This is a genomic window from Flavobacterium sp. 1355 (genome assembly GCF_017833415.1).
Classification (GTDB): domain Bacteria; phylum Bacteroidota; class Bacteroidia; order Flavobacteriales; family Flavobacteriaceae; genus Flavobacterium.
Genome location: NZ_JAFICC010000006.1, coordinates 99,848 through 124,874, shown reverse-complemented (window position 1 = coordinate 124,874; position 25,027 = coordinate 99,848). Strand labels below are relative to the sequence as shown.

The following is a 25,027-nucleotide window of genomic DNA, read 5'->3' as shown; positions in this document are numbered from 1 at the left end:
ATTCAATTAAGAATGGCTTTTAGTAATTTATTTAAAAGGTAGATTATAGTTTACCTTCGTATTTAGAACCAATATGTTTGATTTCAGTTCTTCTGTTTTGTGCTTTACCTGCAGCAGTTTTGTTACTTGCAACTGGTTGAGACTCACCGAAACCTTTAGATACTAAGTTATCAACATTTACTCCTCTTTCGATCAAAGCGTTCATTACAGCAGCAGCTCTGTCTTCAGAAAGTTTTTGGTTCAATTTGTCAGAACCATCGCTATCTGTGTGACCTTCAATGCTGAATTTCGCGTTTGGATAGTTTTTAAGGATTTCTTTAATAGCATCTAATCTAGCTGGAGTTTCTTTGTCACCAGTTTTGAAAGTAGCTTTACCTGAGTTAAAGTAGATTGCTCTAGCTTGAACTTTAAGGTCTTCTAATGCTTCAGAAGTTACTTCTGGACATCCTCTGTTACTAGCAGGACCAGCAACTGTAGGACAATCATCATCTTTGTCTAAAACACCATCTTTATCAGCGTCTAAGAAAGGACAACCACCGTTTTCTTTTGGACCAGCAACTGTAGGACATTTGTCATCTTTATCAGCGATTCCGTCACCGTCAGCATCTGGACAACCTTTTAAAGCAGCTAAACCAGCAACATCTGGACAAGCGTCATCTTTATCAGCAATTCCGTCACCGTCAGCATCTGGACATCCGTTTAATGCAGCTAAACCAAATACATCTGGACAAGCGTCAGAAGCATCAACGATTCCGTCTCCATCAGTATCAGGACATCCGTTGAATTGTTTCAAACCAGCAACATCTGGACAAGCATCATCTTTGTCATAGATTCCGTCTCCGTCAGTATCTTTACCTCCGAATTTGAAAACTAAACCTGCAGTGTGTTGAAAGTGAGATGGAGCATCTGGAGTTCCAGAAGCATCTTCTCTATCACCACTAACTGACCATTTGTATCTTGTAGCAAGCTCAAGACCAATAGCATCAGTAAACCAGAAAGTTATTCCAGCACCTGGGTTAACTGTTCCGTAGCTGCTATCTCCGAAGAAAGTATAACCTCCACCAACAGATAACGAAGGATCAACAACTTTAGATTTGATTAATTCCTGGAAGCTGTACTTAATAGTAGCATCAATTCCGTAATACATCAAATCACCTGGATTTTCAACAATCATTCCTCTTCCATCATGCCCTGGAGCATCTGGAGCAAAACGAACATATTTGTCAATTTTATTCACAGACCCTTGTAAACCAACAGAAAATCCTGAACCTACATATCTAGACACTCCAATGTAAGATAAAGATGGAAGAATATTCCAGTTATCTTTTACATCAAATGGCTGAGAGAAATGCGCCGGGAAAAAGTCAACATGATCTGGACTTGCACTAGTCCTAGTATCCACGGCATTCACTCCAAAAGAGATAGCCCATGGATTGTTACTGTCTTGCGCGTGTGAGGATAAACCCATCACCATCATTACAGCAACTAAAAGTTTGTTAAGATGTTTCATACTTAATTTTTTTAATTACAATTTAGTTAATTACAAGCAAAAGTAACACCAAAATTTTTAAATACAAAATCAAATGTTAAAAAAAACCTACAAAAATTAAATAAAATGGGAATTATATAACTTTTAACATTTTACCAACTGATACGAAAGCACTTACGGCTTTATCTAAATGCTCTTTTGTATGCGCGGCAGACAATTGTACGCGAATTCTTGCTTTATCTTTTGGCACCACGGGAAAAAAGAATCCGATAACATAAATTCCCTCTTTCAAAAGCTCATTTGCCATTGTCTGTGATAATTTTGCATCATATAACATAACAGGAACAATTGCAGAATCGCCATCGATAATATCAAATCCTGCTTTTTTCATTCCTTCCTTAAAATAATTTGTATTCCATTCTAATTTATCTCTTAAAGAAGTATCTTTTTCTAATAATTCAAAAACCTTGATCGAAGCTCCAACAATAGCAGGAGCAAGTGAATTGGAGAATAAATAAGGTCTTGAACGCTGACGCAGCAATTCTATGATTTCTTTTTTTGCCGTTGTATAACCTCCCATTGCTCCGCCTAATGCTTTACCAAGAGTACCTGTTATAATATCAACTCTTCCCATCACCCCTTTTGCTTCAAGAGTTCCTTTTCCGGTTGCGCCAATAAATCCTGCTGCATGGCACTCATCAACCATAACCATAGCATCATATTTATCTGCCAAATCACAGATTTTATCTAAAGGAGCTACAAGACCATCCATTGAAAAAACCCCATCAGTTACAATCAGTTTAAAACGTGCACCAGCTTCGTTTGCTTTAATTAACTGCTGTTCTAAATCTTCCATATTACTATTTTCATAACGATAACGGGCAGCTTTACACAAGCGAACGCCGTCAATAATAGAAGCATGATTTAAACTGTCTGAAATTATAGCATCATTTTCTCCCAATAGCGGCTCGAAAACACCACCATTTGCATCAAAGGCTGCAGCGTATAAAATAGTATCCTCAGTACCATAAAAGTCTGCAATCTTTTTTTCTAAAGTTTTATGAATATCTTGTGTCCCACATATAAAACGAACTGACGACATGCCGAAACCATGAGTATCCATAGCATCTTTTGCTGCCTGAACAACTTCAGGATGTGACGAAAGTCCTAAATAATTATTAGCACAAAAATTCAAAACTGTTTCACCAGTAGAAATAGTAATTTCAGCACCCTGGGCCGAAGTTATAATACGTTCTTTTTTAAAAATTCCGTTTTCTTCAATAGTCTGCAACTCACTTTGCAAATGCTCTTTAATTTTACCGTACATTTTTATTTATTTAATATGTTAAATATTAACAACTTGGAGTCGTTATACGCTTTAACATCTGATTAATTTTATCACAAATTTACCACATCAATTTCCGAACCTATGTACACCAAAGCTCTTTTTAACACTTTATATCCCAAATCTTCAATTGCATCCTGATATTCTTGAATTTGTCGCGTGTATTTTGCATTACTTACTCCGGTTTTATAATCCAGAAGATATGCTTCTTTATTTGCGGTTAGAACAATTCGGTCGGGTTTTAAAATTTTACCTTCTTTCTGGACAATAGTCTGTTCGTTCAAAATTTTGTTTTTTCCATCAAAACAAACAAGCAATTCAGCATGATTGACAATTTCCTTCAACGTAGACAAAACTTTTTCTGTCTGATCGTATGTTATTAGGCCATTTTCTATTGCTTTGGTAACAGCAAGATCAACATCTGATTTGTCTTTGACAAAAGCCAGGATTTCATGAATTATATTTCCGTATGAAATTGCTTCCTGTTGGTGCGTGCCCCACATTAAAGCTTCTCTTTGGGCAATTTTTATGTTTTTTGGATTTAAAACTTGAGAAACAATCGGAATCGCTTTTACCAAATCAACAGAATGATGTGAAGGAGAAAGTTTAGTCTTATTTCCAAATTCATATTCTAATTTTTCAGAATCATATATTCCTTTATTCATTAGATATTTGATAAAAAATGAAGCCATATTATTTGGAAACTCACCATCTTTCCTCTCTTTTAAAGATTGAGAAATAACATATAGCTGTTCTTCTGCACGCGTTAAGGCCACATACAAAACATTGATATTATCCAACAATTCTTCCTGCTTTTTCAAATTAAAAACAGCCGAGGCACTTTCACCAAAACCTTCAACGGCACTGCTATTATCAATTAAGGCTTTTGGCACTCCTAAGTCGGATTCTTCTGTGTCGAGCCAAAGTTTATCTTTTGGTTTTCTATTATAATCTTCCTCTGCAAAAGGCATAATAACAACTGGAAATTCCAGTCCTTTAGATTTATGGATAGTCATAATGCGAACCGCATTATTCCCTTCCGGCGATGGGATACTGAATTTCTGAGCGTTCTTATCCCAAAAACTTAAAAAATCGGCTATTCCGGCCTGATTTCTAATATCTCGTTCTAAAACAATGTCCAGAAAATATTGCACATAAGCATTTCCTTCTGAAGGAAAAACAAATTTTGTTATAATGATTTCAACAGCTTCATACAAAGATTTTTTTCTGACATCATCAAAGGAAAATGAAACATCAAATGAGAGAAGCCAGTTTTCAAAATATTTTTCAAATTTATGCGACATTCCAAGTGCAATAAAATCATGTATTGGCATTTCCACTTCTTTGGCCGTGGCTAAAAAATGCAGGAAATTAGCTTTTGCGTCTAAATCAGCACTATTATTTAGATATCTCAATAAATAAACAATTAAACGGACTTCTGTAGCATTTTGGATCATCAGGGTTTCTGAAGATAAAAGCGGAATCTTTTGTTCTGTCAGATAATTGGCAATAGCGATTCCCTGATCTCTTTTTCGGGTCAGAATTACAATATCTTTATATTCGAAACCTTCACGAATTACATTCATAATCGTATTTAGAGTTGCCAATACATATAAATCTGATTTTTCTACAACTTCATCTTCATCGGCAAAATCATTTTTTTCTATTATCGGAAGGAAAGAAATATTTACATATCCCCCTTTTTTAGAATTTGTATTCTGAAAACTATGATTTTCATAAAGGTCTTTATAGTCAGCATTTGAAAATTCAGCAGAAATCAGTTTAAAAAAAGCATTATTAAAATCAATTACTTCGCTGTAGCTTCTGTAATTGGTATTTAAATGTTCGATTTTTTTATCCGGATTTGCAAAAGGGTTTCCTTCTTTACTAAGTTCAATAAATTGCTCTGCCTTTCCTCCTCTCCAACGGTAAATCGATTGTTTTGGATCTCCAACAATCATTAGTGTTCCCTTATTTCCAAAATCGTCCTGGCCAGCCAGCGCATTATCAAGTAAGGGAATCAGATTTTGCCATTGCATTTCGGAGGTATCCTGAAATTCATCAATAAAAAAATGACGATAACGTTCTCCTAAACGCTCATAGATAAAAGGCGCAGGCTGGTTTTGAATTTCACGGTGAATTATGGCATTGAATTCTGAAATTGACAGAATATTTTGTTCTGACTGAATTTTGGCCAATTCGTTACTAACTGTGTTTAAGAGGGAAAGCGGTGTTATATTTTTAAGAAAGGCTTTGTAAAAATCCCTTTTCTCAAAATTTTTATAAATTTTATTTAAGGCCTGAAGAAATTCAGGAATAAGGTTTTCGATTAACGCTTTGTCTTTTGCCGTTTTATTAATCGCTATATCTTCAAATTCATGAAAAGTTTTATTTTTCGGATTGAATTTTCCATCGCGAATACTTTCCAAATGATTAGGAAAAGTTCCTCTTGAAAATGACTTTAGATCGATTCCGTTTTTATCAATTAAAGCGAGAAGCTCTAAAGAAAAATCGGCATTTTCTTTTTCTAACGCTGCACAGAGGGCCGACATTTTCTTTTTTATTTCAACAAATTCTTCAATGGATTTATCCTGAAAATGAGAAATTTCATTTCGATTATTTTCATTTAAGACCAATCTGCCTGTTTCAAGAATTTCCCTGGAAACATCCCAACTTTTATCGTCGTCGGTTTTTTCCATCGTAAAATCAATCAGTAATTTGGTCAGTGTTTCATCCTGACCTGCCTGGGCAATGATGGCATCTACGGCTTCTACCAATAAATTTTCGGTATCCAATGTTACTTCAAAAGTCATTGGCAAATTAAGATCATGGGCAAATGCGCGAATTACTTTGTGAGTAAATTTATCAATGGTAGAAATATCAAATGCTGCATAATTATGAATAAGATGCTTGATGATACTTTGTGATTTTGTTTTGATTTTAATGACAGACAAACCGGTTTCTCTCGAAAGATCTTCCATTAAATCAATTGCTTTTGCAGAGGGGTTGTCTTTTGCAAATTCAGACAGACTGCCAACAATACGGCTTTTCATTTCATGAACGGCTTTGTTGGTAAACGTTATCGCCAGAATATTACGATAGGCATCATTTTTGGGAGAAGAAAGAATAATTTTAAGGTATTCTTTGACCAAAGTATAGGTCTTTCCAGATCCTGCAGACGCATCATAAATAGAAAAAGACGAGCTTTGCATAAGCATTTGTTTTGTATTGTAAAAATAGCACATTAATTATCAATACCAATGCTGAAAAATTCCAATAAAAATTCTAAATTTCAATATCATCATTAAAAAAGAAAAATTCCAAATTCCAATATCGGTACACAAAGAGTGTCTTAATATTGGAATTTGGAATTTCTTTATTGTGGAATTTAAAAAAAAATTATGCTGATTTCGGAAATGCTCTTTTATTGAAAACAAGTAAAATCCCTACACCTGTAGAAATTGCCATATCGGCAACATTAAAGATTGCATTAAAAAACATGAAATGCTTTCCTCCAAAAAAAGGCAGCCATGATGGCAAATTTCCTTCCCAGATAGGAAAATAGAACATATCTACAACCAAACCATGAAACCATGTTCCGTAAGGGGTTGGTGAAAAAAGTGTTGCTAAATTACCTTCACTTCCGTCAAAGATAACTCCATAAAAAACTGAATCTAAAATATTACCGGCTGCTCCGGCAAAAATTAATGCAATGGATACAATCAAATATCGGGAGTGACGTTTTTTTATGGCGTCTGCCAGCCAGTATCCAATTCCAAATACAGCAAAAATCCTAAACACCGTGAGAATTAATTTTCCGTATTCGCCCGGAATTTTAGTCCCCCAAGCCATTCCTTCATTTTCTATGAAATGAATTCTAAACCAATCAAAAAGAACTACTTCCTCACCTAAAACAAAATTTGTTTTTACGTAAATTTTAGAAAGCTGATCAACAAGTAAAACTAAAAATATAAGGAGGTACGCTTTTCGTAATGACATTTTATGATTTTTTGATGGGCAAAAGTAATAATTTAATCAAAAAGAACGCCCCTAATGGAGCGTTAATTCTTTTGTAATAAAACCAAATATAGCATTATTTTTTCAAACCTGAATTTGCAGGTGTTTTTGGGGTATCAGCAAAAAAATTTGAAATCGATTTTAGCAAACCTCCTTCTTTTCCGGCACTGGCTTTTTTGGCTTCTCCTTTTTTAATATCTGCTTTATATTTTATACGCATTTTTTCAAACTCTTTCAATCTGCTTTCGACATCGGAGTTCACATCTTTGAATTTCAGTACTTTAGCCATTGTGTAAGGTTTTTATGGTAAAAAATTTAAATTATTAACTATTTAGTCTTACAATGATACATAATTTAATTTATATTTGTTAAATAAATTAACAGTTGTTTAGTATAAACACCACCATCACCCCTATAAAAATACCAAAATGAACTAATTTTAACAATTATTCAAAATCTTACAAATCATGACCGAAATCACAACTACTTTAAATGATTTTCTGGTAGACACAAAATCTACTGCAGCGCTAATCGTAAACGGAAAGGGTAAATTAATCACTTCCCTCAATATCGATTATGGTGACAGTATCGCAGCAATGAGTGCGGCTATATTATCTATGAGTGAAAAATTCCTGGCAGATCTTGAAAAAGGTGTATTAAAACAACTTTATCTTAAAACCTCTGATGGTGTTGTAGTGGGAAATAAAATCAGTGGTTCCAATTTTATTGTCGCGTTTTCAAAAGAAGGGAGCAATCTAGCTTTACTAATGAGGTCTCTCGAAGAAGTTTCTTCGGAATTAAGTAAAAATTCCCTGTTAAAATAACATACATCAATTAACAACTAATACCAACAAACTATGAGTAATGATTTTTTAAATGTGTTTTTAAATGAAATGAAAACCAACGTAAATGGCTTTATAGCTGTAGCTGTAACGGAAATTGAATCGGGATTAAGCTTTGGAAATTTAACTGTTGACCCGGCTTTTGACCCTGAACTGGCTGCTGCTTATAATCTTGAAGTAGTTAAGGCAAAATTAAACGCTGTAAAAGCTTTAAACTTAAATCAGGATATAGAAGATATTTTGATTACGCTTTCTAATCAAATTCACATTATCGACATTTCACCAAATAAAAAATTCATGATTTATCTGGCTGCAGATTCTACTAAGGCAAATCTGGGAATGACGAGAGCCATTTTAAGAAAACATAAATCAGAATTAGAAAAGAATTTAGCCTAATCTGTTTTTTAATTAGAACCATCTTGAGCACAAAGTTGGTTCTAATTAAGATTTTATTTAAATGCAAAATCAGGTTATTTATTTTACTTACAAAAACAATACTGTTTTATTTAGGGCGATTCTTTTTAACCAGAGAAGATTTCTTTCAAAATCCTGAACACTCTGTCACATCCTCTTCCATTAAAAGTTTAAACAAAAAAAAAAAAACGCCCCTTAATAGGAGCGCTTATTTTTATTTATCTCTGCAAGTTTTTAGCTTCAATACTCATTGTAGCATGAGGAACAATTTTAAGCCTTTCTTTGCTTATCAATTTACCTGTTACTTTACAGATACCGTATGTTTTATTTTCAACACGGAATAATGCATTTTTTAGATCTCTGATGAATTTTTCCTGTCTGATAGCCAACTGTGAGTTTGCTTCTTTTGACATTGTTTCACTTCCTTCTTCAAAAGCCTTGAATGTTGGAGATGTATCATCTGTTCCGTTATTTAAATCATTCATGTAAGCACTTTTAATTAAATCCAGATCGGCTTGTGCTTTTTGTATTTTATTTTGAATTATTTCTTTGAACTCTGCCAAGTCAGCGTCAGAGTATCTTGTAATTTCATCTATCATGGTATTTATATTATTTTGAAATTATTATCGTTGTTTTAATATCATCAAACTCAATTTCTGTGCCGTTTTCTAAAGCGTCAACAAAAACCAGGCTATCTGTTAATGTCTCTGATTTGATGTAATCTTCATTTTTAAGAATTGCTTCTTCCAAAAGACCACTTCTTTTTATTTGTACTTTAATTTTATCAGTAACCTCAAATCCTGAATCTTTACGGATATTCTGAATTCTGTTTACCAACTCACGCGCAATACCTTCGTTTTTTAATTCTTCGGTGATTGTTATATCAAGCGCAACTGTGATTCCGTTTGAATTTGCAACCAGCCATCCTTCGATATCCTGTGATGTTATTTCGACGTCTTCTAATGATAAAGTTACATTATTTCCAGCAATTACAATATCTAACGTCCCCTGCTTGTCCAACTGATTAATCTGATCTGCAGAAAAAGCTTGTATTTCTTTGGAAATCAGCCCCATATCTTTTCCAAAACGCGGTCCTAATGTTTTAAAATTAGGTTTAATTTGTTTTACCAGGATACCAGAATCATCATCTAAAAGTGTGATTTCTTTTACGTTTACCTCAGCTTTTACAAGGTCAGAAATCGCTTCAATTTCAGCACGCTGTTTCTCGTCAAGTACCGGAATCATTACCTTTTGCAAAGGCTGACGTACTTTTATCATCTCCTTTTTACGCAATGATAAAACCAAAGATGAGATCGTCTGCGCCTTCTGCATTTTGCTTTCCAACGTTTTATTAACAAAGTTTTCGACAAATTTTGGAAACTCAGCCAAGTGAACACTGGCAAAATCCTCGGATTTTGTAGAAGCTGTCAAATCGCGGTATAATTTATCCATGAAAAAAGGAGCGACCGGAGCACTTAATTTACTGATTGTAAGCAAGCAAGTATAAAGTGTTTGATAAGCTGCAATTTTATCTTTGGCATATTCACCTTTCCAGAAACGACGTCGGCATAAACGAACGTACCAGTTACTCAAATTTTCCTGAACAAAATCAGAAATCGCCCTTGTTGCTTTTGTCGGCTCATAATCTTCGTAGCATTCGTCAACAAACTTTATTAACGTATGTAATTCAGATATAATCCATTGATCTATTTCTGGCCTTTCATTTAGCGGGATTTCGTCTTCAGCGTACTTAAATCCATCTATGTTAGCATATAACGAAAAGAATGAATAGGTATTATATAAAGTTCCGAAAAATTTACGGCGAACCTCAGCAATTCCTTCAAGATCAAATTTTAAGTTGTCCCAGGGATTTGCATTCATGATCATGTACCAACGTGTGGCATCGGGTCCGTATTCTTCGATGGTTTTAAAAGGGTCTATCGTATTTCCTTTACTCTTAGACATTTTAATCCCATTTTTATCTAAAACCAAACCGTTTGAAACTACGTTTTTATAAGCTACTTTATCAAAAACCAAAGTTCCAATAGCGTGAAGCGTATAAAACCATCCACGGGTCTGATCTACACCTTCTGCGATAAAATTCGCAGGAAAGTCTTTATTGTCGTCAATTTTGTCTTTGTTTTCAAAAGGATAATGCCATTGTGCATAAGGCATTGCTCCAGAGTCAAACCAAACATCTATAAGATCGCTCTCACGTTTCATTGGCTGTCCTGATGCAGAAACCAAAGTAATTTGATCGACTACATTTTTATGTAAATCGATTAAATCATAGTTTGACTCTGACATGTTCCCGATTTCAAAACCTTTAAATGGATTTTCTTTTTGAAAGCCTGCTTCGATAGATTTTTCAATCGCATTGTACAATTCTTCGACAGAACCAATAAGAACTTCTTCTTTTTTGTCTTCTGTTCTCCAGATTGGCAATGGAATACCCCAATATCTAGAACGAGATAAATTCCAGTCGTTGGCATTTTTAAGCCAGTTTCCAAAACGTCCTTCACCAGTAGATTTAGGTTTCCAGTTGATAGTTTCGTTCAGGTCGAACATTCTATCTTTTACATCGGTTACTTTGATGAACCAGGAATCTAGTGGATAATATAATAATGGTTCATCTGTTCTCCAACTGTGTGGATAACTGTGAACATATTTTTCAACTTTAAAAGCTTTATTTTCTTCTTTTAAACGAATTGCAATTTCAACATCTACAGAACGTTCTGGAGCTTGACCCGCATCGTAATATTCGTTTTTAACATATTTCCCGGCCAGATCTCCCAAATGCGAAGTAAATTTACCTTGCAAATCTACTAGCGGCACAGCTGTACCATTTTCATCTAAAACTAACATTGGCGGAATTTCCGGTATCGCTTCTTTCGCAACTTTCGCATCATCTGCACCAAAGGTCGGAGCGGTATGTACAATTCCTGTTCCGTCTTCTGTAGTCACGAAATCTCCTGAAATTACTCTGAATGCATTTTCGGCATTTTGATATGGCAGGACATAAGGCAATAACTGCTCGTATTTTATTCCGACTAAATCAGTTCCTTTTGCTTCTGCTAAGATTATATACGGGATATTTTTATCGCCAGATTTATAGTTGACGAAATCTGCTTCATCAGTACTGGCAACAAATCCTTTTCCGAATTGTTTTCCAACTAAATTCTTCGCCAAAACAACATTGATTGGCTCAAAAGTATATTGATTAAAAGTTTTCACTAAAACGTAATCAATTTTTGGCCCAACAGTCAAAGCTGTATTTGATGGCAAAGTCCATGGAGTTGTCGTCCATGCTAAAATGTGGATATCTCCAAAACCTTGCAAAAAGGAAGGCAGTGTTTCTGGCAATGTTTTGAATTGCGCTACAATGGTAGTATCTGTAACATCACGGTAAGCTCCCGGCTGGTTTACTTCGTGAGAAGATAATCCTGTTCCGGCTTTTGGTGAATATGGCTGAATTGTGTACCCTTTGTACAACAAACCTTTATCGTAGATTTGTTTCAAAAGCCACCAAACAGACTCCATATATTTTGGTCTATAAGTCACATACGGATCTTCCATATCTACCCAATACCCCATTTTTTCGGTCAGATCATTCCATACGTCGGTATAACGCATTACGGTTTTTTTACACGCTTCGTTATATTCTTCGATAGAAATAGTTTTACCGATATCTTCTTTTGTAATGCCTAATTCTTTTTCTGTACCCAATTCTACAGGCAAACCGTGTGTATCCCATCCGGCTTTTCTTTTTACCTGAAAACCTTTTTGGGTTTTATATCTGCAAAAAATATCTTTAATCGCACGTGCCATCACGTGGTGAATTCCAGGTAATCCATTTGCTGAAGGCGGACCTTCAAAAAACACGTAAGGCTCAGCACCTTCACGGGTTGTTACACTCTTTTCAAATATATTTTCTTTCTTCCAAAAATCAAGAACTTCTGATGCTACTGTTGGCAAGTCAAGTCCTTTGTATTCAGTAAATTTTGTACTCATTTTATCCTTTTCTTAATCGAGGTGCGAAAGTAAGGAATTTTGGATTATTGTACACCAATTTCTTTAAATTTCACAAACTTTTGTTGAGAGAATAGATACAAAAACAAAAAATTTGATTAGTTTCCGATACTATTCTCAAAATATTGAGCGTATAGACCGAAAACCAATCAAATTTAATTTGCTTAATTCAGAGAAGCTGTAGATTATTTAAACCCTCCGAAATATACTTCTTTCATAAAAATCCTGTTTCCAAAAACAGGGTTTATTTCTATCTTTTCACGGTTTTCCTGATAAAGCGTTTCTCCATTAAAATCCTCGATTTCATAATTAATTTTATGCGGAATTTTTCCGGAATTTAATGCTGCAACAGGACGATAATCTCCAAAAAGTTTTCTTTCAAAAAAGCTTTTATTTCCATTATCAAATTCCGTTTTTTCCGTAGAAACGATATTATAATTTTCTTTATCGATAAAAACATGATAATCTGTTTTTGGGATTGTTCTGTTTCCTGTACTTAACGTTTTTTCAAAATAATTTAAGTGATAACATAATCTTCCTTCATACATTTCATCTTGTAAAACCTCAAGATTATTCCATAAATCAAGTCTTAAATCGGTAAGAAAATTTACTAAATCAACATTTTTAGACAAATTACCATAATCGTATGTTGACAATCTTGCCCATTTTGCGTTTACTCCGCTTTCGCGGTCATCATGACTCCATGCTTCGGCCCCGTTTACAATTTCATAATAGGTTTCAGGCATTTTTTTCTTTAAAAGATAATTAGATGTCGTTGCCCACTTTTCTTCCATTTGAGGAATATTGGTTCCTTCTATAGAAAGCTTCGACAGGAGATGTGCTTTTTCAATTTTTTTCAAAGCCTGACTTCCGCCTAAATTATCTACAATTTTTGCCAGTAAATTGGCATTTGCCTGATACGGAATTGAATCCAGCAGATTAAATCTCTGCAGTTTTGCTTTTTCTAAACTTGCTTCGCGATTTGATTTTTCAATTTCCCACGCTGCATCCTGCTGCTCTATTTTCTCAAAAAAGGCCAATCTTTTTTCTTCTTTTTCTTCGGCAATTTTAAGACCTAACTTTTTAAGATCAGCAAAACGTGTTGTATGGCTTCTTATCTTTTTATCTGCAAAAACACTGTTTTTTAATCTTTTAATAATAGCCGAACCTCTCGAGTCCTGTTTATCATTTTCAATAAGTAAGTTCGCATATAACAAGGCTTTTTCCTTATTCTCAAGCAGGAAATACGTTTCTGCCAAATTATTTGTAACTATAAACCGAATGTTTTCATTTGCCGGTGAAGGCGGATATTTAACCAACAGGCTTTCTAAATATTGCAAATGTGGTGTCAGCAGTTTTTCATCCAAACCTTTTTCGAGTGTCACTTTCTCCATTTGAGCTGTAATTTCAGTCTCAAAATCGAGCATTTGTTTATATTCCGGATGCCCTTTTGAAGTTACAAATTCAAATTTTTCTTTAGATTCATCTGTTGTGTAAGCTAACTTGTAGTTAAGATAGTTTTGAATTCTTTCTACAGAGTGGTAAATCATTTGATCGATTCCCAGTTCTGCAACAGTGTAGTTATCATCTCTTTCAGCATCTGCAACTCTTTTGTTATTTAATTCTATTACTGCTTTGATACTTCCTTTATTATATTCAGCACCAACAATATGTGATTCTATGCTATTAAAATCTTGTGATAGTATCATTTTATCAGCACATTTGGCTTCTACTTTTATCTTAACATCATAATTAGAATAGACCTGAAACTGCCATGCATTTTTTTTCTTATCATAAACACTATCAACTTTTGTTGCGCTGTATTTGGGCAATGCAATGGTTAAATAAATTCTAAGCTTCCCATTTGCCGGATCTTTTATATATCCTTCTATATTGAAGTATTTTTTCTTTAAGATTGCTTCTTCCTGAATTAACTGTTTATCCAATTGATAAAAAGTGGTTTGTGTTAATGCATTATCAAGAACAGGGAAATCTGAATATCGGATTACCGGTATATAGAACTTCTTTTTTTTGGAGCTTATTTTTTCTTGTGACTGAACTGAACCAATTACAAGTAAAGCGATTAAGAATATTATTTTTTTCATAGACATAAAAAAAGCCACCAGAATAAATCCTGATGGCCCTGAGATTTTTTATTTTTTACTTTTTGTTGAAAATCTGAATTGACTTGTCAGAAACATAAAAGATATTCTGAGTTGCCGGGTCAATTTCATAAACTGGCTGGTTGTTGTTGAAAATAATTTTATCAACCTCAACTCCATCAACTTTGCTTACTTTCACTAAAACTTTTTCTCCTGTATCTGCTTTTGCAAAAATATAAGAGTAGTCTCTGTTTTGTTTCATTGCTTTAAAACGAGAGTTAAATTTAGCTGCTACAATTCCAAGAGCCGCAGATCCTGCTGCATAAGCTTTTGCCTGATCCTGATTTGTCTTGTCTGCATCTTTGACAACCGAAGTTCTCATTTTACCTTCTGAGTCACGGTAAGTCATTGTTATTTCTGCTCCTTTTACTGAACTAACTGCTGAACCAACTCCTAAACCAATACTTCCTGCAATTGCTGCACTTTTTAGAAGACGTCTTGTACCTTCTCCTGGTTGAGAATAAATACGGTGGTATTTAATTGTTCCGTCCAAATTAACACCCATTACTTCAACAGGACCTGAAAGCACAACTCCCCAAGGAAATTGTTCTATACTGTTTAATTCTTTTTCTTTCTTGATATTTACTTTTGCAAACGGCTCTGGCTTATCGCTAATGCTTGGATCAAATTTGTATAATTTTTCATCATTATATACTACATAAGAATTAGTAGCTTCATCATAAGCAGGCAATACAGGACGGTCTTTATCAAACTGAATGTTACGTTTCCAAAGTTTAACTCCTGATTTATAGTCTACCATGTTTCCGTAAGTACCTGTAAGATACATTACTTTTTCTCCAACTTTTCCTAAATAATAAATTGGATCTTCTTTATCATCAGAAATTTCGATGAATTTTTTCCAAAGTTTTTCTCCGTCTTTATTAATCAGCATCATTTCGTTTTCAGCAACGTATAAGAAATCCTGCTCAATCGGAATAACTCTTTTCAAACCATCACCACGAGCGTCTTTTTTCCAGATTTTTTCTCCTGAGGTTAAATCATAAAAATTAAAGCCGCTATAGTGTGCCACTAATATTTTTGATCCCCAGTCTTCCAGATAAACAACTCTTTTTGTTTTGATAGATTCTTTCCAGATACTTTTTCCGGTTTCAGTATTTAATACATTTAAATATTGTTTTGTAGAAAAAGTTCCGGCATTATTAACCACAACAATATTTTTGTCATTTTGAGTTAAAAAGAATTTTGAATAATCTTCTTCTCCTTTCCAGTTTAATTTTCCTGAGGCTCTGTCAAACGAATACAATTTTCCGTAAAGTAAATAGTAAATAACAGATCCGTGTACTGTAGCAATATTTGTATTTGCAGATTCTTTGAAAGAAAAACTAAATAATGATTTTGCTTTATCTACTGTTGTATTCCATTTTAATTGTCCAGTTTTCATATCCAACAAAGCAATTGCCATGTCGCCATCTTTTTTCAAAGTAAGTAAATACTCGTCTGTTTCTGGAATAAAATCTGATTGTGTTACCCAAAAAGATTCTTTAGATGAATTGTAAACAATTTTTCCTGAATCTGTATTGATGATAATGTATTTGTTATTGATATAAGCCTCAACATAAGGACTTCCCGGAACACTTGTTAAAGCGCTTTTATCTTTGAAGACTTTTCCAAAGTCAGGATCGCTCAGGATATCTCCTGCTGATGTTGCTCCAAAATCATCTTTGGTTAAAGTCCATACAACTTTTTTAGTTTCAGGGTCCAAACCTTTTACAGTTCCGCCTTCCTTAAAAACTACAACCCCTGTGATTTCGTTTTGTACGAGGTCCTGTACATTATTCTCAGTAGTTACAATCTCGTCATATTTTCTTTGAGAAAATGCCGAAATACAAACTACAAGAATCAAAATAATAGAAAAAGTAAATTTCTTCATAGTAAATTTTGTTTTGAATTGGTAAATTGGTATATTTTGATTAAAATATTTGTCTGCGAATATATAGAAATTATATTCTATTTAAGAAAATATTTCTTTCAAAACATCTAAGGATTTAGGCTTCTTAAACCCCTCTAAATGAGAAGCATAATAATCTATTAATATTTTTAACAAAATCTGTCTTTCGATTACGTGAAATACTTTCTGATTATTATCAAATTTCAAATCAATGAGTTTTTTAAAGAGTTTTGTTTCGTGGTCTGTAAGTGTATTAAAACCCTGAAAAAGAGAAAAAACACCATTGTTTATTTCAAAATAAGGCAGATCTATTTCCGTTGTGTCCGGGTAGAACCCTAAATATTTTGTAATTTCTAAAAGAAGTATTAAATGAAAATTAGAAATATCGTCATGATGGTCCAGCCATGTCAAAGCGGTCTCCAGAAAGATAAAAAGTGATTCGTTTTTTTCTTCTTCCTGAATTGAATAATGAAGCATTTCTGACAGAAACATTACCATTGTACTTTTTATAATATCGGTATGAATACTCTGAAAAGGAACGGCGGTTTTTATTTCCTTGAAATTTTCTAAAGTCCCCTTGTTTTTATGAACTGCTTCTATCTCCAGAATGGATAATGGCTGAAAATAAGCAATTTTCTGGCTTGCTTTTCGGCTTGAAAAAGCATCACGGACGAAATAAGATTTCAGGCCGTTTGAAAGCGTAAAACATTTTACGATCAGGCTTTTTTCCTGAAATTTTAAGGATGAAATTACGATTGCTTTTGTTTTGACTATCATACAGCCGGAATTTGTATTGCTTTATTTTCTTTAAATCTGTCCAGAAAACGTTTTTCAACTATAAACCACGATAAAACTGCAAAAAGCAGCGAAACCAAAATCACAGCTGCACCCATAATAAAAGGATTATATTTTTCGAATAAGTTATATTGCCTGAAAAGCTGAATAACCGGAAAATGGTAAATATAAAGGCCATAAGTAAAATCTCCATACTTGCCGAAATTATTAAACCATCTAAAATTATACGCAAAGATGATCACAATTGTTCCAAAAGCTGCCGGATAAAATAAGTTTGCATAAGGAACTGAAAGATAATATGCCCCTAAAAACAAAATAGATAAAAAGAAAAGCTTGATTTTATGCAGCATTATAAACTCAAAATTCAAAAAGAGAAAAATTCCGGTTACAAAATACGAAAGGTATCCCGGAAGCTGCTTAGCCAAAACAGGTTTGTTAAAATAATCCATTACAAACCAATATAATAACGACAAAACATAAAGACTGATAAGAACCAAAGATATTTTTTTTGTTTTTCTGATAACATAAAATATCAACGGCAAAATAAGATAAAAACCTTCTTCAATTTTTAAAGTCCATAAGGCTCCGTTTACGGCACAAATCAGATTATTTTCAAACAGGCCCGGCAAGCAGGGCTGCATAAAATTCATAAAAATTAAATTCCAGCCTAAATATTTGTATGTAGCTGATGCTGAAAAATATTCTGAAAAGCTGTAAGTACTAAAATAAGCAAAAACAAAAACCGACAGCAGAATAACAACTACATACGCTGGCAAAATTCTTTTGGCTCTTTTAATAAAATATGTTTTTAGAGAAGAAGTATTGGCATAACTCTTTGCAACCAGAAAACCACTAATAATAAAAAAACCCTTGATGCCTATAATTGCATTAGAGAAATTAGACAAAAAATAAAGGCTTTTGTTTTGGGAAAGTTCACTAATATGTGCCAACAGAATATTTGCAGCAAAAAAGAACCTTAAAAAGTCAAAACAATTTTTATTATTCATAGTCGAACTGACAAGTGTCACATTACCTAATAATCATTACTTTTTTAACTTTTGTTTCGCCTCCATCCTGAGCCGAAATAAAAATCATGTAAACTCCTGATGCTACTTTATATCTCCCAAAAGCTGTTGTATCCCATTCTATTGTTCCGCCTTGCGAAGTCGTTTCATACACAAGGTTTCCTTCTATGTCTGTAATTTTTATATTAGCCTTATCGATTAAACCTGCAACTTTTACAGTTCCGCCATAATTGGGACGTACCGGATTTGGATATACATATACATTATTTAAATCATCATTTGCCGCAGTAGATGTTCCTTTAAATGAAATCAATCCTTTGTCTGTCGCGATAAAAACTTCTCCTGTTGCGCTATTGATATCAATATCGTTTATAGTATTACTTGGCAGTGGCGAATTGTTTATTGTAAAATGATATTTGGTTTCCTGTCCATCCGGAGAAACTAAAAACACACCCGAATCTGCTGTTGCAATCCATTTGTTATTTGCTCCGTCTACAACAATGTCTGTGATAAATTGTTCATATAATAATTCCTGGGCCAGGCCATCTTCAAGGATAATAATTGATTTTGTGGTCAGTTGGCCATCTGTTAAGAAAGTATTCACATTAGATAAAATCCTTAATCCTTTTGTAGTTCCTATCCAAAGCTGATTATTATTGTCCGGTGTTGCTACACGTGCATCTATAGAGGGAAGATTACCGGTATCTGTACCCAATGTGATTTTTTTTAAAAGATTTCCTTTTTCATTAAAGCCTACGATACCGTTGTTAAAGGTTGCCATCCATTTTGTTCCGTTTTTATCAATAGACATTCTGCCAAAAGGACAACTTGCTACATTGCTTATTATTGGTTTTGTCGGATAAACAACCCAGTCGCCATTTGGCTTAAGCACTTTTAGACCGTTATCTACCAAACTATTATTCATCCATAAATTTCCGGCATTGTCAAATACAGTTCCGTTTACCCAGACATCGCTTGTATTTGGAACAGCATCTAACTGGCTATTTTCTGTACCATACAGATACGTCGGAACATTATTTTCTACTTTTAGCAAACCTGCATCATAAGAACCTATATAAACTTTATTTTCATTGTTGGGATCCACAGCAATACGTACTAAAGATTTTGCTCCCAAAACTTCTTCATAAGGAATATTTGTCCATTGTGACTGACTAAATTTACTTATCCCGTAACTATCTTTTGGATAGGGATTGTATACTCCTGAATAATCTCCAAAAACTGTCCAAAGCGAATTTGTTGTGGCCTGAAGTGCAAAGACACTATTTCGGATAGGTCCGCTTGGCGTGCTATTCTTAAATGTAGAAACTGAGGCAAGGCTTGAAGAAAACATTCCATTTTCTTTTGTACCAATAAAAATTAAATCACCAATTGCTGTTGTGCTTGTAAAACTCAATTGATCATTGAGAACCTGGGTATTACTAATTTGGCGGCTTAGAACCATCTGATTGGTATAGATGAAAATCGTATTTGGAGTGGTCACCAATAGGCTATGATTTCTTGCCCGCATATCTGTTGAAGGCTGCGGAAGCTGCAAAAGGCCAATAAATGTATTTGAATTATATCGATGAATATAACCGGATGAGTTTATGGCTATTAATTCTGTATCGAGCGTTTCTACACTTGACCAATCCCCGGAATTTACCTGAATCCATTGGTTGAAATCTATTAAATTAGCATTGGTAATGTCTGCTCTTCTGATTCCGTTTGAAGTGGCGGCGTAAATAAATCCGTTAAAAAATGCGGTTTGTTTTACACTGATTTCTGCACCATTATCTCCTATAAAATAAGTATCGCCAAATTGTGATGTTTTTAGATTAAATTGTACAATTCCAAAATCACAGGAAACATAAACCAAATCATTATACTCCATAAAATGATTAATTTTTTTGAGATTTGGAGCTAACTGTTTATTGATGATATCTACTTTTTTTACCAAACTTCCATCACTTTCATTAATAACTATCAATAAACCATTCTCATAACCGACTAAGGTTTTTTTGGCAGTTTCACTGTGATAGATGGCAGAAATGGTCTGTCCCGAAAGCCCCTCGATAGTTGTCGTTGTTTTTAAGAGATTGGTAGCGGTATTTTTAGAAAACAATGCATTTTCTGAAGCGGCAAAAACAGTTGTAGGACTTTCTGAAATGTCTTTTATTTCGTTAAAAGAAAAATATCCCTGCCAGGACAATCCATTCTGAGCAAAACTGAATTGCGTCAGTAATAAAAACAAAATATAGAAAACCCTTTTCTTCATTATAAATATGTTCAGATAGACAAATATACTACAAACGCCAGTATTTGAATTTTCTTCTGAAATAATTCGATAAAATTCTGACCTGAATACACAAAATTCTCTTCTCCTCCTTAATGTACAAGAATAAAAAAGCCTTCTATTCAAGATGAATGAAGGCTCTTTTTATTGTTTTGCAAAAAGATTATACTACACCCTGAGCAAGCATAGCGTCTGCAACTTTAACGAATCCGGCTATATTAGCTCCTTTAACGTAGTTTACATATCCATCTTCATCTGCACCGTATTTTTTACATTGGTTATGGATTCCAACCATAATATCTTTTAATCTCAAATCCACTTCTTCACTTGTCCAGTTAAGACGAATTGAGTTTTGGGTCATTTCTAATCCTGATGCTGCAACCCCTCCGGCGTTTGCCGCTTTTCCGGGAGCAAACAATACTTTATTATCTAAGAAAAGTTTAATGGCGTCTAATGTAGAAGGCATATTTGCAGCTTCGGTTACACATAATACTCCATTATCAATTAGTTTTTTAGCATCTTCTCCGTTCAACTCATTTTGAGTAGCACAAGGAATAGCAATATCAACTTTTACTTCCCAAGGGCTTTTTCCTTTATGAAAAACAGCATTTGGGTATTTCTCTAAATATCTTTCTGCTCTGTTGTCTCCGGTTGCTCTCATTTCGACCATATAATCGATTTTTTCGCCAGAAATTCCTTCTTCATCATAAATATACCCATCAGGTCCTGAAATAGTAACTAATTTACCACCAAGTTCATTGATTTTTAAAGCAACTCCCCAGGCAACATTTCCAAAACCGGAAATCGCAACTCTTTTACCTTTAATCTCATGCCCGATTGTGCGCAGCATTTGATCTGTAAAATATACTACTCCGTATCCTGTAGCTTCAGGACGAATTAATGAACCTCCATAAGCCAAACCTTTACCGGTTAAAACTCCTGTAAATTCATTTCTGATTCTTTTGTACTGACCGAATAAATAACCAATCTCTCTGGCACCCACACCAATATCTCCGGCAGGAACGTCTAAGTCCGGTCCGATATGACGGCATAATTCTGTCATGAACGACTGGCAGAAACGCATTATTTCGCCATCAGATTTTCCTTCCGGGTCAAAATCAGAACCTCCTTTTCCACCTCCCATAGGAAGTGTTGTAAGACTATTTTTAAAAACCTGCTCAAAAGCCAAAAATTTCAATACAGATAAATTTACTGTGTGGTGAAATCTAATTCCGCCTTTGTAAGGTCCTATCGCAGAGTTCATTTGAATTCTAAAACCTCTGTTTACAATTATTTCTCCTTTATCATCTACCCATGGAACTCTAAAAATTATTGAACGCTCTGGCTCAGCAATTCTAAGAAGTAAGTTTTTTCCATCATACTTTTTTCTTTCTGCAATAAATGGAATTACCGTTTCTGCAAATTCTCTAACGGCTTGAAGAAATTCTGGCTCGTTTGGATTTTTTGACTCAACAAGAGCCATAAATTCATTTATTTTTTGTTCCATTTTTTAAATAAATTATTCTAGTAAATTATTTTATTTTCACTCCCTTAACTCAGAAAACACGTTTAAGAAAACGTTTTCGTTTTGACACACAAAGATATAGTAAAATGATAATCGAATGTTATTTTTTTTCGTTTTCCTGACCGATTTGTATATTTTTCAAACAATCGGAAAAATAGTATTTTACACTTCTGATATAACATATAAACAACCGAATTAAAGTTAACAAATTAAGTATTTTGATACTTATTTTCTAATAGCTTAATTTTAAATTTTGAATCGTATATGTTTTTTATATATTTGCCAAGATTTGAAAGCCCAAACTCATGTTTAAACCTATAGCACTCACATTATTCGCCTTTTTAGGATTCGCTACAACAATGTCTGCCCAATCAGACTTAGCACACGAAGTAGGAATAATATTCGGTCCCGTATCTTTTCAGTCTGATTATGGTGAACGCCACGACATGAACAACAATGTCAAAAACACAGGTTTCGGTGTAGGACTAGTTCACTTTATTAACTTTTCTGCCAATAATAACAGAGAAAGTTTCTTTACAGAACACTTTAAAGTTAGATCAGAACTGTCATTCAACAAAATCAATTTGCATCATTTTGGGGAATGGGTTGACAGAGAAAAACAAAAAGGAGTTGTCCGACACCTAAGGGCAATGAACGGAAAAACGACTTTAGTAAACTTCGGATCTCAATTAGAATTTTCTTTTATCAAAATTCACGATTTTGAAAACTCTGTTGGTAGTTTTAGTCCTTATGTAAGCTTAGGATTTCAAGCAAGTTATTACTCAACAAAAGCAGAATCACAATTAGGACCATTAGGGCTTACGGAAACAACTTTTCCAAAATACCTTACTCCATCTGACGGTCGTGCACACGGCTTCTCAAACGAAAACGGAGTTGTATTATCTGTAGTTACAGGTGTTGGAGTTCACTACAAACTAACCGAAATGAGCGATTTAATGTTTGATATTCGTTATCAGGGATTTAATTCTGACTGGGTTGATGGTTTAAATCCAAACAAAAAGATTTACAAAGAAAATAAATCAAACGATTCACAAGTTTGGTTCAACTTAGGATACATTATGTATTTAGAATTTTAAAAAGATATTAAAATAAAAAATCCCGAATTCCAAAATGATTAAGATTGGAATTTGGGATTTTTTTTATTCTGGGATTTGATTTTATGCTAATGCCTGTTCTAAGTCGGCTATTAAATCTTCAGCATCTTCAATACCTACACTCAATCGGACTAAGTCATCGGTAATACCAACTTCGGCTCTTTTATCTGCAGGAATAGAGGCGTGTGTCATCAAAGCAGGATGATTTGCAAGAGACTCTACTCCTCCCAAAGATTCTGCCAAAGTAAAAACTTTTAGTTTTTCTAAAAAAGCAATTGAATCTTCTTTTTTCCCTGAAACAAAAGTAAAAGATACCATTCCTCCAAAAGATTTCATTTGTTTCTTAGCAATTTCATGAAAAGGATGATTTGGCAATCCAGGATAATAAACTGTTTTTATTTTGGGGTGATTCAGTAAAAAATCAACCACTTTTTCCCCATTTTCACAATGTCTCTGAACTCTCAACGAAAGTGTTTTAATTCCTCTCAAAACCAAAAAACTATCCATTGGCCCAAGTGTTGCTCCTGTTGCAAATTGCTGAAAATGCAATTGTTCTCCCAAAGCTTCATCTTTTACAATTAAGGCGCCTGCAATAACATCAGAATGTCCTCCTAAATATTTTGTGGCAGAATGCATGACAATATCTGCGCCCAAGTCCAAAGGTTTTTGCAAATAAGGCGTTGCAAAAGTATTATCTACAGCAAGCCAAATTTTATGCTCTTTAGTAATTTTTGCAATTTCCTGTATATCGGCAAGTTTCATTAACGGGTTGGTTGGAGTTTCAACCCAGATTAATTTTGTATTTTCATTAATTAATGATTTCAATTTGGCGATATCGGTCATATCAACAAAATGAAATTTAATCCCTGAATCTTTATAAACTCTTGAAAACATTCTATATGTTCCTCCGTATAAATCATCCATTGCAATTACTTCATCTCCGGCTTTAAAAGATCTCAAGATACAATCTGTTGCTGCCAAACCAGAAGAAAAAGCCAGTCCGCGAGTACCGTTTTCAATACTAGCCAAAGCATTTTCTAAAGCTGTACGCGTAGGATTTGATGCACGGCTATATTCATAATCACCCAAAGGCTGCCCTGGGCTTGTCTGAACATAAGTTGAAGTTTGATATACCGGAGGCATCACTGCTCCTGTACTTGGATCATGATGCTGACCGCCATGTATTACTTTTGTATCGAATTTCATATTGTTTTATATTTTAAAAATCGTAATTTTAGATTACAAATTTACCGTTTAATTTATTTTTCCTGCCCTTATACCTCACATTTTAATATAATTAACACTTCAGACATGAAACTATATATATTTTTATTCTCTTTATTTTTAGCATTTGTAAGCTGCAACAAAGAGCTTTCGTTTGAGAATGAAACATTTAATAAAAAAACCTCTTTAGGCTGTGATAAAGATTGTCCTGAAATTTCTATTGACATCCCTATAGCAAAACAAAAAGGGCTTATAGCTGACAGCATCAATAAAAAAATCTTTTCTGTGGTAAAAGACATTGTTTATTTTGGAGAGAAACCGTTAAAATCAACTGATTACAATGTGCTGGTGTCATCATTTATTGCTTCATATGAAGAAATGCATACAAATTTTCCGGGTGAAACTTTTGGGTGGGAAGCCAAAATTACCGGAAATGTAGAATTTCAATCGGATCAGATTTTAAATATAAAAATAGACCATTACACCTTTACCGGAGGTGCTCACGGTTATCAGGGTTTCCGTTCTTTGTTATTTAACCCGAAAACGGGGAAAATAATTTTTAATGATCAGATCTTTAAGAATCCAAAAGATTTTAAGGCTTTCGCCGAAAGAGAATTCAGGGCAAAATATAATATTCCTGAAAAAGCAAACATAAATGCCACCGGATTAATGTTTGAAAATGATAAATTTCAATTGCCTCAAAATATTTTTTATACAGATGAAGGGCTGCTTTTATATTACAACGCATACGAAGCTGCTTCATACGCTGACGGCGCAAAAGAAATTTTATTTCCTTATGATAAAATCAGTCAATATTTATTGTATCAGTAACCTTTTGCTCTT

General features: G+C 34.0%; 18 protein-coding genes. 4 read left to right on the top strand and 14 right to left on the bottom strand.

What is annotated here, in order from left to right:
- Positions 1-43 precede the first annotated feature (43 nt).
- The 5 genes from JOD96_RS09280 to JOD96_RS09260 all read right to left on the bottom strand — a co-directional run bounded on the left by JOD96_RS09280 (position 44) and on the right by JOD96_RS09260 (position 7,140).
- A complete protein-coding gene (locus JOD96_RS09280) occupies positions 44-1,510 on the bottom strand; it encodes an OmpA family protein (RefSeq protein WP_209564002.1) in 1,467 nt (488 codons plus the stop codon).
- 112 nt (positions 1,511-1,622) lie between these two features.
- Complete coding sequence (gene kbl / locus JOD96_RS09275; RefSeq protein ID WP_209564001.1) at positions 1,623-2,816, bottom strand: glycine C-acetyltransferase; 1,194 nt, start codon at positions 2,814-2,816, stop codon at positions 1,623-1,625.
- A 71-nt stretch (positions 2,817-2,887) separates the two neighbouring features.
- A complete protein-coding gene (locus JOD96_RS09270; RefSeq protein WP_209564000.1) occupies positions 2,888-6,046 on the bottom strand; it encodes a UvrD-helicase domain-containing protein in 3,159 nt (1,052 codons plus the stop codon).
- A gap of 187 nt (positions 6,047-6,233) precedes the next feature.
- Positions 6,234-6,833, bottom strand: coding sequence for a lipoprotein signal peptidase (locus JOD96_RS09265; protein WP_209563999.1), 600 nt, complete (start codon positions 6,831-6,833; stop codon positions 6,234-6,236).
- 94 nt (positions 6,834-6,927) lie between these two features.
- Positions 6,928-7,140 carry a hypothetical protein gene (locus JOD96_RS09260; protein WP_209563998.1) on the bottom strand — a complete coding sequence of 71 codons (213 nt, stop codon included), beginning with the start codon at positions 7,138-7,140 and terminating at the stop codon, positions 6,928-6,930.
- Positions 7,141-7,318: 178 nt separating this feature from the next.
- On the opposite strand from JOD96_RS09260, the gene JOD96_RS09255 reads away from it, so the two are divergent.
- Both JOD96_RS09255 and JOD96_RS09250 read left to right on the top strand, forming a co-directional pair.
- Positions 7,319-7,675 (top strand): roadblock/LC7 domain-containing protein, encoded by a 357-nt coding sequence (locus tag JOD96_RS09255; RefSeq protein ID WP_209563997.1) that lies wholly within the window; start codon positions 7,319-7,321, stop codon positions 7,673-7,675.
- Positions 7,676-7,708: 33 nt separating this feature from the next.
- Positions 7,709-8,089 (top strand): hypothetical protein, encoded by a 381-nt coding sequence (locus tag JOD96_RS09250; RefSeq protein ID WP_209563996.1) that lies wholly within the window; start codon positions 7,709-7,711, stop codon positions 8,087-8,089.
- 236 nt (positions 8,090-8,325) lie between these two features.
- On the opposite strand, the gene JOD96_RS09245 is transcribed toward JOD96_RS09250, so the two are convergent.
- The 8 genes from JOD96_RS09245 to gdhA all read right to left on the bottom strand — a co-directional run bounded on the left by JOD96_RS09245 (position 8,326) and on the right by gdhA (position 21,827).
- Complete coding sequence (locus JOD96_RS09245) at positions 8,326-8,706, bottom strand: TraR/DksA family transcriptional regulator (protein WP_026983623.1); 381 nt, start codon at positions 8,704-8,706, stop codon at positions 8,326-8,328.
- A gap of 10 nt (positions 8,707-8,716) precedes the next feature.
- A complete protein-coding gene (gene ileS / locus JOD96_RS09240) occupies positions 8,717-12,118 on the bottom strand; it encodes an isoleucine--tRNA ligase (RefSeq protein WP_209563995.1) in 3,402 nt (1,133 codons plus the stop codon).
- A 203-nt stretch (positions 12,119-12,321) separates the two neighbouring features.
- Positions 12,322-14,241, bottom strand: coding sequence for a hypothetical protein (locus JOD96_RS09235; RefSeq protein WP_209563994.1), 1,920 nt, complete (start codon positions 14,239-14,241; stop codon positions 12,322-12,324).
- 55 nt (positions 14,242-14,296) lie between these two features.
- A complete protein-coding gene (locus tag JOD96_RS09230) occupies positions 14,297-16,189 on the bottom strand; it encodes a PQQ-binding-like beta-propeller repeat protein (protein WP_209563993.1) in 1,893 nt (630 codons plus the stop codon).
- An 81-nt stretch (positions 16,190-16,270) separates the two neighbouring features.
- Positions 16,271-16,984 (bottom strand): DNA repair protein RecO, encoded by a 714-nt coding sequence (gene recO / locus JOD96_RS09225; RefSeq protein ID WP_209563992.1) that lies wholly within the window; start codon positions 16,982-16,984, stop codon positions 16,271-16,273.
- Complete coding sequence (locus JOD96_RS09220) at positions 16,981-18,009, bottom strand: acyltransferase family protein (RefSeq protein WP_209563991.1); 1,029 nt, start codon at positions 18,007-18,009, stop codon at positions 16,981-16,983. The genes recO and JOD96_RS09220 overlap by 4 nt, the downstream gene beginning before the upstream one ends.
- A gap of 22 nt (positions 18,010-18,031) precedes the next feature.
- Positions 18,032-20,302 (bottom strand): T9SS type A sorting domain-containing protein, encoded by a 2,271-nt coding sequence (locus tag JOD96_RS09215; protein ID WP_209563990.1) that lies wholly within the window; start codon positions 20,300-20,302, stop codon positions 18,032-18,034.
- 181 nt (positions 20,303-20,483) lie between these two features.
- Complete coding sequence (gene gdhA, locus JOD96_RS09210) at positions 20,484-21,827, bottom strand: NADP-specific glutamate dehydrogenase (RefSeq protein WP_209563989.1); 1,344 nt, start codon at positions 21,825-21,827, stop codon at positions 20,484-20,486.
- A 323-nt stretch (positions 21,828-22,150) separates the two neighbouring features.
- Between gdhA and JOD96_RS09205 the strand changes: the two genes are divergently transcribed.
- Positions 22,151-22,942, top strand: coding sequence for a THC0290_0291 family protein (locus JOD96_RS09205; protein WP_209563988.1), 792 nt, complete (start codon positions 22,151-22,153; stop codon positions 22,940-22,942).
- 81 nt (positions 22,943-23,023) lie between these two features.
- Here JOD96_RS09205 and JOD96_RS09200 read toward each other — a convergent pair whose 3' ends face one another.
- A complete protein-coding gene (locus tag JOD96_RS09200; RefSeq protein ID WP_209563987.1) occupies positions 23,024-24,166 on the bottom strand; it encodes a cystathionine gamma-synthase in 1,143 nt (380 codons plus the stop codon).
- A 105-nt stretch (positions 24,167-24,271) separates the two neighbouring features.
- Between JOD96_RS09200 and JOD96_RS09195 the strand changes: the two genes are divergently transcribed.
- Complete coding sequence (locus tag JOD96_RS09195; RefSeq protein WP_209563986.1) at positions 24,272-25,015, top strand: DUF3298 and DUF4163 domain-containing protein; 744 nt, start codon at positions 24,272-24,274, stop codon at positions 25,013-25,015.
- Positions 25,016-25,027 lie beyond the last annotated feature (12 nt).